Here is a 13186-nt window from a genome sequence, read left to right as displayed (position 1 = left end):
GGCCACCCTTGATGCAGCCCCGCAGTTCGCCTACACGTCAAACCCAACGCAAAGGGTGGGCGAGGGACAGGCAATGTCAACCGGACTTATGGCAGGAAAGCGCGGCCTCATCATGGGGCTGGCCAATGACAAATCCATCGCCTGGGGCATCGCCAAGGCGCTGGCCGATCATGGTGCCGAAATGGCCTTTTCCTACCAGGGCGAGGCGCTGAAAAAGCGCGTCGAACCGCTCGCCGCCTCCATCGGCACGCCGCTGCTCTTTGAATGTGACGTTGCGTCAGAAGAGTCGATGGATGCCCTCTTCGCCGGGCTCAAGGCCGAATGGGGCACGATCGACTTCGTCGTCCATGCCATCGGATTCTCCGACAAGAACGAACTCCGCGGCCGCTATGTCGACACGACACGCCAGAACTTCCTGATGACGATGGACATCTCGGTCTATTCCTTCACCGCCATCTGCCAGCGTGCAGCGGCCATGATGCCGGCGGGCGGCTCGCTGCTCACGCTCACCTATTACGGCGCGGAAAAGGTCATGCCGCATTACAACGTGATGGGCCTTGCCAAGGCCGCGCTGGAATCCAGCGTGAAATACATCGCCGAGGATCTGGGCAAGGACGGCATCCGCGTCAATGCCATCTCCGCGGGCCCCATCAAGACGCTGGCCGCCTCCGGCATCGGCGATTTCCGCTACATCATGAAGTGGAACGAGCTGAACTCCCCCCTCCGCCGCAACGTCACGCAGGAAGAGGTGGGCAAGGCCGCGCTCTACCTGCTTTCCGATCTGGGCTCGGGGACCACGGGCGAAAACCTGCATGTCGATGCAGGCTACCACGTCGTCGGCATGAAGGCCGTCGATGCGCCCGATATCGACGCGGTCACCGGCCGGAACGGCAAGGAATGACGCTGGCGGCCTTCCTCGCCTTCGCGGGCCTCGTGATCTTTGCCGCCATCTCGCCGGGGCCTGCGGTGCTGATGTCCGCCCGCACCGGCCTGACCGAAGGCTTCCGCACCGGGCTGATGCTGGCCATGGGCATCGGCGCGGGGGCGGTGGTCTGGGCCTCGGCGGCGATGTTCGGCCTGAACCTCCTTTTCGCCGTCGCCCCCGCCCTGCTCTGGGCGCTGAAGATCGGCGGCGCGGCCTATCTGATCTGGATGGCCATCGGCCTCTGGCGCGATGCCAGCACCCCGCTGATGACCGAAGACAGCCGCCCCCTGCCCCGTTCCGCCCTCTCGGCCTTCCGGCTCGGTCTCTTCACGCAACTGGCGAACCCCAAGCCTGCCGTGATGTTCTCGGCCATCTTCCTCGGCACCGTGCCGCAGGGCACGCCCCTTTGGGTCTACGGCGCCCTGCTCGCGCTGATCTTCACCGCCGAAACCGCCTGGAACAGCCTCGTCGCCCGCATCTTCAGCCTTGATCGCACCCGCGCCCGCTATATCAGCCTCAAAACCCTGATCGACCGCAGCTTCGGCGGCCTGCTCGCCCTGCTGGGGATCAAGATCGCAGCCACCTGAAAGGGATTGCCCCATGTCCGCCGAACGCCTGCCGCATGAAAAAGGCTTCCATGTCAGCTGGGACCAGATCCACCGCGACGCCCGCGCGCTGGCCTGGCGGCTGGATGGCAAGGGTCCGGGCGAAGGCGGCGCCTGGAAGGCCGTCGTCGGCATCACGCGCGGCGGGCTGGTGCCTGCGATGATCGTCAGCCGCGAACTGGATATCCGCGTCGTCGACACGATCAGCGTGAAATCCTATCACTCGGGCGGCGGCGCGCAGGACCAGCGGCGCGAGGCGCAGGTCGTGAAGGCGCCGCAGGCCGATCTGATGGGCGACGGTTCGGGCATCCTCATCGTCGACGACCTCGTCGACAGCGGGCGCACGCTGGAACTGATCCGCAGCCTCTATCCCAAGGCACATTGCGCCACGGTCTATGCAAAGCCGCATGGCAAGCCGCAGGTGGATACCTATGTGACCGAAGTGTCGCAGGATACCTGGATCTTCTTCCCCTGGGACATGGCGCTGCAATACGTGCAGCCCTTCCGCGGCACCGACTGACGGAAGGCGAAATCTGACGCAGATTTCGCGCCGCTTTCTGACGCAGAAAGCGGATGGCAGCCGCGCGGTCGTCCCCGACCCGGAATATGCGTCAAATTCCGGTATAACCACCGCCCACCACCCGGAATTTGCGTCAAATTCCGACGCGAAATCTGCGTCAGATTTCGCCATCCCCGCCATTCCGCGCAGACCATCCCGCCATCCTGTCGCAAACGATGCGCATCCCGCGCAAATTGGCGGTCGCAGCCTGCCCGTTCCGCGCCTATCCTGCCCGCGAACCGTCAACGGAGCCAAGCATGACCCTGCCCCTGAACCCCGCCATGGCCGCCACCGAACCGCCGCCGGTGATGGAGGCCCGCCGCTGGCTTCAGGGCGTGGCCTTCCCCGCCGACCGGCCCCTGATCAATGTCAGCCAGGCCGCCCCCGTCGATCCGCCGCCGCTCGCCCTGCGCCAGGCCATCGCCGAGGCCGCGCTCACCAATGACGCGGCCCATCTCTACGGCCCCGTCCTTGGCCTGCCCGAACTCCGCGCGGAGATCGCCGCGCAATGGTCCGCCGCCTATGGCGGCACCATCACCGAGGGCCAGACCGCCATCACCCAGGGCTGCAACCAGGCCTTCACCGCCGTCCTGTCCACCCTCGCAGGCCACGGGGATGAGGTGATCCTGCCCACCCCCTGGTATTTCAACCACAAGATGTGGCTCGATATGCAGGGCGTCAAAGCCGTCCCCCTGCCCGCAGGCCCCGGGCTGATCCCGCAGGCCGAGGATGCCGCCCGCCTGATCACCCCCCGCACCCGCGCCATCGTGCTGGTCAGCCCCAACAATCCCGGTGGCGTCGAATACCCGTCCGAGACGCTGGCCGCCTTCCGCGACCTCGCCCGCGCCCATGACCTTGCCCTGATCGTGGACGAAACCTATCGCGATTTCGATGCCCGCACCGGCCGCCCGCATGACCTCTTCGCCGATCCCGACTGGGATGACACGCTGATCCAGCTCTACAGCTTCTCCAAGGCCTACCGCCTGACCGGCCACCGCGTCGGCGCCATCACCGCCAGCACGCAGCGCCTGGCCGAGGTGGAGAAATTCCTCGACACCGTCGCCATTTGCCCCAGCCAGCTTGGCCAGATCGGCGCGCTCTGGGGAATGCGGAACCTGACGCAATGGGTGGCGGGGGAACGGGACGAAATCCTCGCCCGTCGCGCCGCCATGGTCAACGGCTTTGCCGCCCTGCCGGATTGGAAACTCCTCGGTTGCGGCGCCTATTTCGCCTATGTCGAACATCCCTATCCCATGGCCTCCGACGCGCTGGCCAAACGGCTGGTGCAAGAGGCCTCGCTCCTCATGCTGCCCGGCACCATGTTCCAGCCCGACAGCCATCCCGAAGGCCGCCGCCAGCTGCGCATCGCCTTCGCCAACATAGATGCAGGCGGGATTGCCGAGATGTTCCGCAGGTTGGCCGCCTTCCGTCCCTGACGCGCGCGCCAGGGGCAGGCGCGGCCCGCCGCGCCGATGACAATGTCACCACCGGCGGATGCCCCCGCTTGCCCCCCGCGCCGCGACCCACTAGACAGTCCCCGACCGTTAGAAACCGACCGATCCCCAGCCCGTAAAGGCGCGACCCATGGCCAAGCCCTCCGAAACCGACGAGACGCCCCGCAAGAAGAAGAAGGCCGGCAACATCGTTGTCTGGGTCATCCTCGTGCTGGTGATGATCGGCCTCGGCGGCTTTGGCGTCACCAATTTCGGCGGCGGCGTCACCTCGCTTGGCAAGGTGGGCGACCGCGAGATCACGGTGAACGACTATGCCCGCGCCCTGCGGCAGGAAATGGATGCGCTTTCGGCCCAGTTCGGCCAGCCCCTCACCTTCGCCCAGGCCCAGGCCTTCGGGCTTGACCGGCAGGTGCTGCAACAGGTCATCACCCGCGCCGCACTCGACAATGAAGCCGCGCGCATCGGCATCTCCGCGGGCGATGCGACGGTGGCGCAGGAAATCACCGCCATGCGCGCCTTCCAGGGCACGGCGGGCAGCTTTGATCGCGAAACCTATCGCTTCGCCCTGCAGCGCAACAACCTGACCGAGGCCGAATTCGAACAGGGCATCCGCGAGGATGTCGCCCGCTCCATCCTGCAAGGGGCCGTCGTCGGCGGCTTCACCGCCCCCGCCGTGGCCGTGGATCGCCTGGCCGCCTGGGCCGGCGAACAGCGCAGCTTCTCGCTTCTGGCGCTGACCGCGGCCGATCTGCCCAGCCCCATTCCCGCCCCGACCGAGGCGGAATTGCAGGCCTTCCATCAGGCCAATATCGACCGCTTCACCCGGGCCGAGGCCAAGCGCATCACCTATGTGGCCCTGCTGCCCGAAACGCTCGCCCCCGAAATGGAGGTGGACGAAGCCGCGCTGCGCAGCCTCTATGACCAGCGCATCGACGAATTCATGATCCCCGAAAAGCGCCTTGTCGAACGCCTCGTCTACCCGACCGAGGAAGAGGCAACCGCCGCCCGGGCGCGCCTCGATGCGGGCGAGGCCAGCTTCGATGATCTTGTCGCCGAACGCGGCCTGACGCTGGATGACATCGACCTTGGCGATGTCTCCCGCGCGGATCTAGGCGCCGCGGGCGAGGCCGTCTTCGCGCTGGCCGAACCCGGCGTCGCGGGGCCGGTGCAATCCGATCTGGGCCCCGCGCTCTTCCGGATGAACGCCATTCTGGCCGCGCAGGAAACCACCTTCGAAGAGGCCAGCGAAAGCCTGGGCGCGGAACTGCGCACCGATGCCGCGCGCCGCGCCATCTCGTCCCGCCTGGAAGAGATCAACGATCTGCTTGCCTCGGGTGCCGATCTCGAAGCCGTGGCCCAGGAACAGGGGATGGAGATCGCCACCCTCGACTTCCGCCCCGACGACACGCCCGAAGGCATCACCGCCTATCCCGATTTCCGCGCCGCCGTCGAAGCCGTGCAGGAAGGCGATTTCCCCGAGGCGGACCTGCTTCAGGATGGCGCCCTCTTCGCGCTCCGGCTGGACGAGATCGTCCCCGCCGCCCCGATCCCGCTGGACGAGGCGCGCGAAGATGTCATCGCGGGCTGGACGGCCGAGGCCACCGCCCGCGCCCTGGCCGACCGCGCCGCCGCCATCCGCGCCGAGGTGGAGGGCGGCAAGTCCCTTGGCGCCTTCGGCATCGTCAGCGTGTCCCGCGGCATCGGGCGCGACGGTTTCGTGGAAGGCGCGCCCGAAACGCTGCTTCCCGCAGTCTTTGCCATGGCCGAGGGCGAATTGCGGGTGATCGAAGGCCCGGGCTTCACCGGCCTCGTGCAGCTTGATGCCATTCTGCCCGCCGAAACCGAAGGAGCGGAGGCCGAGGCCCTGCGCGACACCATCACCCTGCGCGCCCGGCAGGCGCTGGCCCAGGATGCCTTCACGCTCTTCACCAATGCCCTCTCGAACGAGGCCGGCATCCAGATCGACCAGACCGCCGTCAACGCGGTTCATGCCCAGATGAACTGAAGGCCGGGCCGATGAAACTGGAACCCTCCTTCGCGGAATTCGAACGCGGCTGGGCCGCCGGGCGCAACCAGATCGTCCATGCCCGCATCGCGGCGGATCTGGATACACCCGTCTCGCTGATGCTGAAACTGGCCGAAGCGCGCGCCGACACCTTCATGCTGGAAAGCGTGACCGGGGGCGAGGTGCGGGGCCGCTATTCCGTGGTCGGCATGAAGCCCGATCTGATCTGGCAATGCCATGGCGAGAAAAGCCGCATCAACCGCGAGGCGCGGTTCGATCCGGCGGCCTTCGCCGAACTGGAGGGTCCCCCCCTCGATACCCTGCGCGCGCTGATCGCCGAAAGCCGGATCGACCTGCCCGAAGGGCTGCCCGCCATCGCCGCGGGCCTCTTCGGCTATCTCGGCTATGACATGATCCGTCTGGTGGAACATCTGCCCGACGTGAACCCCGATCCGCTGGGCCTGCCGGATGCAGTGCTGATGCGCCCCTCGGTCGTGGCGGTGCTGGACGGGGTCAAGGGCGATGTCACCATCGTCGCCCCGGCCTGGAACGCGCCCGGCCAGACCGCCCGCGCCGCCTATGCCCAGGCCGCCGAACGGGTGATGGACGCGCTGCGCGATCTTGATCGCGCCCCCCCCGCCCAGCGTGATTTCGGCGAAGCCGCGCCGGTGGGCGAGGCGACATCGAACTTCACCCATGACGGCTACAAGGCCGCCGTGGAACGCGCCAAGGATTACATCCGCGCGGGCGACATCTTCCAGGTCGTCCCCTCGCAACGCTGGGCGCAGCGCTTCGAGGCCCCGCCCTTCGCGCTGTACCGCTCGCTGCGGCGCACCAACCCCTCGCCCTTCATGTTCTTCTTCAATTTCGGCGGCTTCCAGGTCGTGGGGGCGAGCCCGGAAATCCTCGTCCGCCTGCGCGATGGCGAGGTGACGGTCCGCCCCATCGCGGGCACCCGCAAGCGCGGGGCCACCCCGGAAGAGGACAAGGCGCTGGAGGCCGACCTGCTGGCCGACCGCAAGGAACTGGCCGAACATCTGATGCTGCTCGATCTGGGGCGCAATGACGTAGGCCGCGTGGCGAAGGTCGGCACGGTAAGGCCGACCGAGCAGTTCATCATCGAACGCTATTCCCATGTCATGCACATCGTCTCGAATGTGGTGGGGCAGATCGCGGAGGGCGAGGATGCGCTCTCTGCCCTTCTGGCAGGCCTGCCCGCGGGCACCGTCTCGGGCGCGCCCAAGGTCCGCGCGATGGAGATCATCGACGAGCTGGAACCCGAAAAGCGCGGCGTCTATGGCGGCGGCGTGGGCTATTTCGCCTGCAACGGCGAGATGGATTTCTGCATCGCGCTGCGCACCGCCGTCCTGAAGGACGAAACGCTGTATATCCAGGCCGGTGGCGGCGTCGTCTATGACAGCGACCCCGAGGCGGAATACCAGGAAACCGTCAACAAGTCCCGCGCCCTGCGCCGCGCGGCGGAAGATGCGGGCCTTTTCACACGCCGCTCCAATTCCTGAAAGCGGACGGGGGGGCAACGGCCCCCCCGCACCCCCCCGTCACCAGACCACAGGCGTTCCGACAGGCGCCCCCTCCTTCAGGGTGCAGGAGGCGTTTCCAGCACCGCGCTCAACGGGGCCAGCGCCACGCTCGAGGCGCGGCCCTCCACCGTCCATTCCAGAATCGCCGCCACCGTCTCGGCCCGGGCCTGCCCGATCACCAGCACCCGCCCCTCCTGCGCGGCCTTGAAGGCCGCCCGGTCCAGATAGTTGCGCATCTTGGGGATGGATTCCCCTTCGCCGTCCAGGATGCGGAAGATCGTCGCCCGTGGCGCGCCTTCGCGGCGGGCCACCTGATCGGCGGAATTCAGGCCGCGATCATAGGTCACGAGGCCCCGCCCCTGCTCGGCCACGATGGGCACGGCCTGCCGGGCCAGCGCCAGATCGTCCTGGAACCCGCCCTCCATCCGGTCCAGCACCGCCACCGCCTCGGGCAGGGCGATGTCCAGCGCCTGGAAGGTCTGTTCCAGATCCGCCGCCGTCGCACCCTGCGGGATGCCGGTGGCCAGCATGGCCACTTCCTGCCCGGCATCGCGATAGATGCGCGCCGCCGCCGCCGCATCCGCGGCCAGGGGATCCAGCGCAAAGGTCACCGGGAAGGGCAATGCGGCCAGCCGCGCCCGCTCCTCTTCCGGCAGGCCCGCATCCACAAGGATCAGGCCAAAGATCGGCTTGCCATCCGGGTTCTCGAAGGCCCGCCGGAACAGTTCAAGCGGCGTTGTCCCCAGAACCGCCATCTCTTCCCCGGCGGCGTCGTCGGGGGCACCCTCCTCTGCAGGCGGCGGGGTCGTCTCATCCCCGATGCGCGGCAGGCGATCGGTCCGCAGGCCGGGCATGGCGATCTCTGTCCCATCCGCCGCGTCGGCCATGCCGGGCGCGGTGCCATCGGGCGCCTCTTCCGGCGCGATGATCTGCGGCAGGGCCTGCGGCGCGGGCTGCGGCTCTTGCGGGGCGACAAGGGCGGGGGCCGCCTCGGCCAGGCCCTGCGGGGCGGGCTGCATCAGGGCTTCGCCCGGCTGGGCGGGCGGGTCCATCGCGGCCTCGGGGGCGGGATCCGGCATCGGCTCGACCGGGGCCACCGCCTGGGCAAGGCCCGGCGCCGCCGCATCCACAGGGGCCGGCAGGGCCGTTCCCACCTCGGGCTGGGCGGGCGCGACCGGCGCATCGGGCGCGGTGGCCATCGGCACTTCGGGCTGGGAAAGCGCGGGCTGGGCCGTATCCGGCGCGGTCTCGACGGGCGCGGTCTCGACGGGTGCTGCCGCCCCTGCGGGCGGACCCTTCTGCAGGATCTCGGGCTGCAGCACATCCACCGCCACCTCGGGGGAAGGCGTGGCCTCGCCCGCCGCGGGCTCTGCGCCTCCTTCGGTCTCTGCCCCTGCCTCCGGCGCGTCCGGGGCTGCAGTGGCCTCAGCTGAAGCCCCTGCCGCTGCATCCGCAGCCCCCGCCTCTGCCCCCGTTTCGGCCCCGGCTTCCGGCACAGGCTCGCCCGGCTGATCCGCGTCACCCGTGGCCTCGGCCACGGCCCCCGCACCATTCGCCGCGTCAATCCCTTCGGGGGCGACCACCGGCTCTGCCCCGCCCTCCTCCGAGGGTGCCGCCACCCCGCCGGTCTCTGCCATCGGGCCCGGCTGCGGCAAGGGTGCCACCTGCGACACCACGGCCAGCCCCGTCGCCGCCACGACACCGCCCCAAATCACCCCTGTCACAAAGCCCCGGTTCACCCCGATCACTCCCCTTGCCTGTCCCCTTGCCCGAAACGGGCGCACCCCGAAACCCATCCGGACGTCACTTTGACTTGACGCCCCTTTGCCGCTCGGCCCATGTATAGCCCGTCCCTCTCCGGGGTTCATCCCCTATCCGGCAAGGCCCTGCAAGATGCTGCTTCTGATCGACAACTATGACAGCTTTACCTACAACCTCGTCCATTATCTGGGCGAGTTGGGCGCGGATGTCGTGGTGAAGCGCAACGATGCGCTGGATGTCCAGGCCGTGCTGGCCCTGCGCCCCGAATGCATCGTCCTGTCTCCCGGCCCCTGCGATCCGGCGCAGGCGGGGATCTGCCTGCCGCTCACCACCGCCGCGGCCGAGGCGCGCATCCCGCTTCTCGGCGTCTGCCTTGGCCATCAGACCATCGGCCAGGCCTTCGGCGGCAATGTCGTCCGCTGCCATGAAATCGTCCATGGCAAGATGGGCAGCATGCATCACGCGGGCAAGGGCGTCTTCCGCGGCCTGCCCTCGCCCTTCCTTGCCACGCGCTACCATTCCCTGATCGTCGACCGCGCCACCCTGCCCGATTGCCTTGAGGTCACGGCCTGGCTCGAGGATGGCACGATCATGGGCCTGCGCCACAGGGAGCGGCTCATCGAAGGCGTGCAGTTCCACCCCGAAAGCATCGCCTCGGAACATGGCCACCAGCTCTTGCGCAATTTCCTGGACGAGGCGAAGGCCGCCGCCCGGGTGCCGGCATGAGCGACGCGCTCCGCCCGCTGATCGGCACCGCCGCCGAACGCCCGCTGACAAGGGACGAGGCCGAACGCGCCTTCGAGGCGCTCTTCAACGGCGAAGGCACCCCGGCCCAGATGGGCGGCTTCCTGATGGCGCTGCGCACGCGGGGCGAGACGGTGGATGAATTCGCCGCCGCCGCCACCGTGATGCGCGCCAAATGCCACAAGGTGAAGGCCCCGCCCGGCGCGATGGATATCGTGGGCACCGGCGGCGACGGGAAGGGCACGCTCAACATCTCCACCGCCGCGGCCTTTGTCGTGGCGGGCGCGGGCGTGCCGGTGGCCAAGCACGGCAACCGCAACCTTTCCTCCAAATCCGGCTCGGCCGATGCGCTGACGGAACTGGGCCTGAACGTCATGGTCGGCCCCGACGTGGTGGAGCATTGCCTGGCCGAGGCCGGGATCGGCTTCATGATGGCCCCCATGCACCATCCCGCCATGCGCCATGTCGGTCCGGTGCGCGCCGAACTTGGCACCCGCACCATCTTCAACATCCTCGGCCCGCTGACCAACCCCGCAGGCGCGAAGCGGCAACTGACCGGCGCCTTCAGCCCGGCGCTGATCCGGCCCATGGCCGAAACGCTGCTGGCGCTGGGGTCGGAAAAGGCCTGGCTCGTCCATGGCGGCGACGGCACGGATGAACTGGCGATCTCCGCCCGCTCGCAGGTGGCCGCCCTCGAAGGCGGCCGGATCCGCGAATTCGACATCGGCCCCGAAGATGCGGGCCTGCCCTATCACCCGTTCGAGGCCATCCTTGGCGGCAGCCCGGCCGAGAATGCCACAGCCTTCCGCGCGCTGCTTGACGGCGCGCCCGGGGCCTATCGCGATGCCGTCCTCCTCAATGCCGCCGCCGCCCTTGTGGTGGCCGAACGCGCCACCACCCTCGCCGAAGGCGTCACCCTCGCCCGCGCCTCCATCGACAGCGGCGCCGCCCGGGCCAAGGTCGCGGCGCTGGCCCGCCTCACCTCGGCCGCCTAGGGGAACCGGGGGAAGGGTCCCCTTTCCTTCGCGCCCGACAGGGGATAGTCAGAGAACCATGAGCACCATTCTCGACCGCATCAAGGCCTACAAGCTGCAGGACGTCGCCGAACGCAAGGCGCGGCGGTCCCTGCAGGATCTGGAAGAGGCCGCCAATGCCGCGCCCGCACCGCGCGGCTTCACCCGCGCCCTGACCGAGGCCGCCCATGGCGGCTATGGCCTGATCGCGGAAATCAAGAAGGCCAGCCCCTCCAAGGGCCTGATCCGCCCCGATTTCGATCCCCCCGCCCTCGCCCGCGCCTATGAGGCGGGCGGCGCCACCTGCCTTTCGGTGCTGACCGACGGGCCCAGCTTCCAGGGCGACGATGCCTTCCTCACCCAGGCGCATCAGGCCACCGCCCTGCCCTGCCTGCGCAAGGATTTCCTCTACGATCCCTATCAGGTCGTCGAATCCCGCGGGCTCCATGCCGATTGCATCCTCCTCATCATGGCCTCCCTCTCCGACAGCCAGGCGGCCGAGCTTGAGGATTGCGCGATGGACTGGGGCATGGATGTGCTGATCGAGGTGCATGATCAGGCCGAACTCGACCGCGCCGCGCGGCTGAAATCCCCGCTCATCGGGATCAACAACCGCAACCTGCACACCTTCGAAGTCACGCTGGACACCACGCGCAACCTTGCCCGCCGCGTGCCGGAAGACCGCCTGATCGTCGCCGAAAGCGGCCTTTATACCCCCGACGATCTGGCCGATCTCGCCCGCTTCGGCGCGCGCTGCTTCCTGATCGGCGAAAGCCTGATGCGCCAGAAGGATGTCGAGGCCGCCACCCGCGCCATCCTCGCCCGCCCCCTTCAGGGCCAGAGATAGCGGCCATGTCCGACACGCCGCTCAGCCATTTCGATGATCAGGGCCATGCCCATATGGTCGATGTCTCGGCCAAGCCGGTGACGGCCCGCCTCGCCCAGGCCGAAGGCCGCGTCCTGATGTCGCCCGAAACGCTCGCCCTCGTGATGCAGGGCCGCGCCAGCAAGGGCGATGTGCTGGGCATCGCGCGCCTTGCGGGCATCATGGGGGCCAAGCGAACCGCCGACCTGATCCCGCTCTGCCACCCGCTGCCCATCACCAAGGTCGCGCTCGACCTGACAGCCGATCCCGCCCTGCCCGGCATCCATGTGCAGGCCACCGTCAAGACCGGCGGCCAGACCGGGGTCGAGATGGAGGCGCTCACCGCCGTTTCCATCGCCTGCCTCACCATCTACGACATGCTCAAGGCCGCCGAAAAGGGCATGCGGATCGACGGCATCCGCCTTGTCCTGAAGGAAGGCGGCAAATCCGGCCGCTATGAGGCCGCCCCGTGATCACCGTGGACGAGGCCCTCGCGCGCTGCTTCGCGCTTGTCTCGCCCCTCGGCACGGAAACCGTTTCGCTGCGCCATGCCGCAGGCCGCGTCCTCGCCCATCCCGCCATCGCGCGGCGCGACCAGCCGCCCTTTGCCGCCTCGGCCATGGATGGCTATGCCCTGCAGGGCGATCCCGCCCCCGGCGACAGCTTCACCCTGATCGGCGAGGCGGGCGCAGGCCATGCCTTCCGCGGCCAGGTCGGCCCCGGTCAGGCCGTCCGCATCTTCACCGGCGCCCCCATCCCCGACGGCGCGACCCGCGTCGTGATCCAGGAGGATGTCGATCGCCATGCCGACCGCATCACCCTCCGCGCGGGCGCCGATTCCGGCCCGCATATCCGCCCCCTGGGCCAGGATTTCCGCGCCGGGGCCATGCTCACGCCGCGCCGCCTGCGGCCGCATGACCTCGCCCTCGTCGCGGCGATGAACCTGCCCGAGGTGACCGTCACCCGCCGCCCCGTCGTGGCCATCATCGCCACCGGGGATGAGCTGGTGATGCCCGGCGAAGATCCCGGCCCCGACCAGATCATCGCCTCCAACGCCTTCGCCCTCGCCGCCATGGCCGAAGCCGAAGGGGCCGAGGCCCGCCTCCTGCCCATCGCCCGCGATACCGAGGCCGAGCTTTTCACCGTCCTCTCCATGACCGAAGGCGCCGATCTGATCGTCACCATCGGGGGCGCCTCGGTGGGCGACCATGATCTCGTCGGCCGCGTGGCCGAAAGCATGGGAATGGAACGCGCCTTCTACAAGATCGCCATGCGCCCCGGCAAACCGCTCATGGCGGGCCGCCTGCGCGGCGTGCCGATGCTGGGCCTGCCGGGCAATCCCGTCTCCTCCATCGTCTGCGGGCATCTCTTCCTTCTGCCCATGATCCGCGCGCTTCTGGGCCTTGGCGAACACCCCCCCGCCACGCGCCGCGCGGAACTCGCCTGCGATCTCGGCCCCACCGGCCCGCGCAGCCATTACATGCGCGCCCGCCTCTCCCCCGGCACCGGCCTGCCCCGCATCACCCCCTTCGACAGGCAGGATAGCGCCCTCATCACCATCCTGACCGAGGCCGACAGCCTGCTGATCCGCCCGGCAGGCGATGGCCCCATCGCCGCGGGAACCGAAGTCGATTTCCTGCCGATCTGACCCGCCCCCCGGCACGGAATGCGGGAACGGGTTGACACAAAACGGGAACACTGGCAGAACATTATA

The 13186-nt window shown here is 68.7% G+C and carries 12 protein-coding genes; 11 read left to right on the top strand and 1 reads right to left on the bottom strand.

Translation table 11 applies throughout. The features are described from left to right. Window positions 1-73 precede the first annotated feature (73 nt). The 6 genes from fabI (at window position 74) to trpE (ending at window position 7068) form a co-directional block, all read left to right on the top strand. Window positions 74-901 carry an enoyl-ACP reductase FabI gene (fabI, locus tag G5V65_RS10635; protein WP_165049805.1) on the top strand — a complete coding sequence of 276 codons (828 nt, stop codon included), beginning with the start codon at window positions 74-76 and terminating at the stop codon, window positions 899-901. After that, complete coding sequence (locus G5V65_RS10630; RefSeq protein WP_165049803.1) at window positions 898-1512, top strand: LysE family translocator; 615 nt, start codon at window positions 898-900, stop codon at window positions 1510-1512. Before fabI ends, G5V65_RS10630 begins: the two co-directional genes overlap by 4 nt. 13 nt (window positions 1513-1525) lie before the next feature. Continuing rightward, complete coding sequence (gene gpt / locus G5V65_RS10625) at window positions 1526-2050, top strand: xanthine phosphoribosyltransferase (RefSeq protein ID WP_165049800.1); 525 nt, start codon at window positions 1526-1528, stop codon at window positions 2048-2050. A gap of 296 nt (window positions 2051-2346) precedes the next feature. Next, complete coding sequence (locus G5V65_RS10620) at window positions 2347-3525, top strand: aminotransferase (RefSeq protein ID WP_165049798.1); 1179 nt, start codon at window positions 2347-2349, stop codon at window positions 3523-3525. Between the two features lie 148 nt (window positions 3526-3673). Further along, complete coding sequence (locus G5V65_RS10615) at window positions 3674-5548, top strand: peptidylprolyl isomerase (protein ID WP_165049796.1); 1875 nt, start codon at window positions 3674-3676, stop codon at window positions 5546-5548. A gap of 11 nt (window positions 5549-5559) precedes the next feature. Next, the gene (gene trpE / locus G5V65_RS10610) at window positions 5560-7068 is read left to right on the top strand and encodes an anthranilate synthase component I (protein WP_165049793.1); all 1509 of its coding nucleotides are present in this window, start codon (window positions 5560-5562) and stop codon (window positions 7066-7068) included. 77 nt (window positions 7069-7145) lie between these two features. On the opposite strand, the gene G5V65_RS22795 is transcribed toward trpE, so the two are convergent. After that, a complete protein-coding gene (locus G5V65_RS22795) occupies window positions 7146-8813 on the bottom strand; it encodes a divergent polysaccharide deacetylase family protein (RefSeq protein WP_165049791.1) in 1668 nt (555 codons plus the stop codon). A 169-nt stretch (window positions 8814-8982) separates the two neighbouring features. Between G5V65_RS22795 and G5V65_RS10600 the strand changes: the two genes are divergently transcribed. From G5V65_RS10600 to G5V65_RS10580, 5 genes are read left to right on the top strand one after another with little or no spacing between them, the layout of a single operon-like run. Beyond that, window positions 8983-9576, top strand: a complete 594-nt coding sequence (locus G5V65_RS10600; protein WP_165049789.1) for an anthranilate synthase component II — start codon at window positions 8983-8985, stop codon at window positions 9574-9576. Next, window positions 9573-10589 (top strand): anthranilate phosphoribosyltransferase, encoded by a 1017-nt coding sequence (gene trpD / locus G5V65_RS10595; RefSeq protein ID WP_165049787.1) that lies wholly within the window; start codon window positions 9573-9575, stop codon window positions 10587-10589. The genes G5V65_RS10600 and trpD overlap by 4 nt, the downstream gene beginning before the upstream one ends. 58 nt (window positions 10590-10647) lie before the next feature. Then, window positions 10648-11454, top strand: coding sequence for an indole-3-glycerol phosphate synthase TrpC (gene trpC, locus G5V65_RS10590; RefSeq protein WP_165049785.1), 807 nt, complete (start codon window positions 10648-10650; stop codon window positions 11452-11454). Between the two features lie 5 nt (window positions 11455-11459). Continuing rightward, window positions 11460-11945, top strand: a complete 486-nt coding sequence (gene moaC, locus G5V65_RS10585) for a cyclic pyranopterin monophosphate synthase MoaC (protein WP_165049783.1) — start codon at window positions 11460-11462, stop codon at window positions 11943-11945. Continuing rightward, entirely contained in the window at window positions 11942-13120 is a 1179-nt protein-coding gene (locus G5V65_RS10580; protein ID WP_165049781.1) for a molybdopterin-binding protein, read from the top strand. Before moaC ends, G5V65_RS10580 begins: the two co-directional genes overlap by 4 nt. Window positions 13121-13186: the final 66 nt, after the last annotated feature.

The sequence above is a fragment of the Paragemmobacter kunshanensis genome (assembly GCF_011059185.1).
Lineage (GTDB): Bacteria > Pseudomonadota > Alphaproteobacteria > Rhodobacterales > Rhodobacteraceae > Paragemmobacter > Paragemmobacter kunshanensis.
Note: the sequence above shows the minus strand (reverse complement) of the source record. Positions and strands in the feature narration are given on the sequence as shown.

Excerpts from the sequence above, each read along its gene's own strand:
- fabI (WP_165049805.1), top strand. The coding sequence starts at position 74 with ATGTCAACCGGACTTATGGCAGGAAAGCGCGGCCTCATCATGGGGCTG.
- G5V65_RS10630 (WP_165049803.1), top strand. The coding sequence starts at position 898 with ATGACGCTGGCGGCCTTCCTCGCCTTCGCGGGCCTCGTGATCTTTGCC.
- gpt (WP_165049800.1), top strand. The coding sequence starts at position 1,526 with ATGTCCGCCGAACGCCTGCCGCATGAAAAAGGCTTCCATGTCAGCTGG.
- G5V65_RS10620 (WP_165049798.1), top strand. The coding sequence starts at position 2,347 with ATGACCCTGCCCCTGAACCCCGCCATGGCCGCCACCGAACCGCCGCCG.
- G5V65_RS10615 (WP_165049796.1), top strand. The coding sequence starts at position 3,674 with ATGGCCAAGCCCTCCGAAACCGACGAGACGCCCCGCAAGAAGAAGAAG.
- trpE (WP_165049793.1), top strand. The coding sequence starts at position 5,560 with ATGAAACTGGAACCCTCCTTCGCGGAATTCGAACGCGGCTGGGCCGCC.
- G5V65_RS10600 (WP_165049789.1), top strand. The coding sequence starts at position 8,983 with ATGCTGCTTCTGATCGACAACTATGACAGCTTTACCTACAACCTCGTC.
- trpD (WP_165049787.1), top strand. The coding sequence starts at position 9,573 with ATGAGCGACGCGCTCCGCCCGCTGATCGGCACCGCCGCCGAACGCCCG.
- trpC (WP_165049785.1), top strand. The coding sequence starts at position 10,648 with ATGAGCACCATTCTCGACCGCATCAAGGCCTACAAGCTGCAGGACGTC.
- moaC (WP_165049783.1), top strand. The coding sequence starts at position 11,460 with ATGTCCGACACGCCGCTCAGCCATTTCGATGATCAGGGCCATGCCCAT.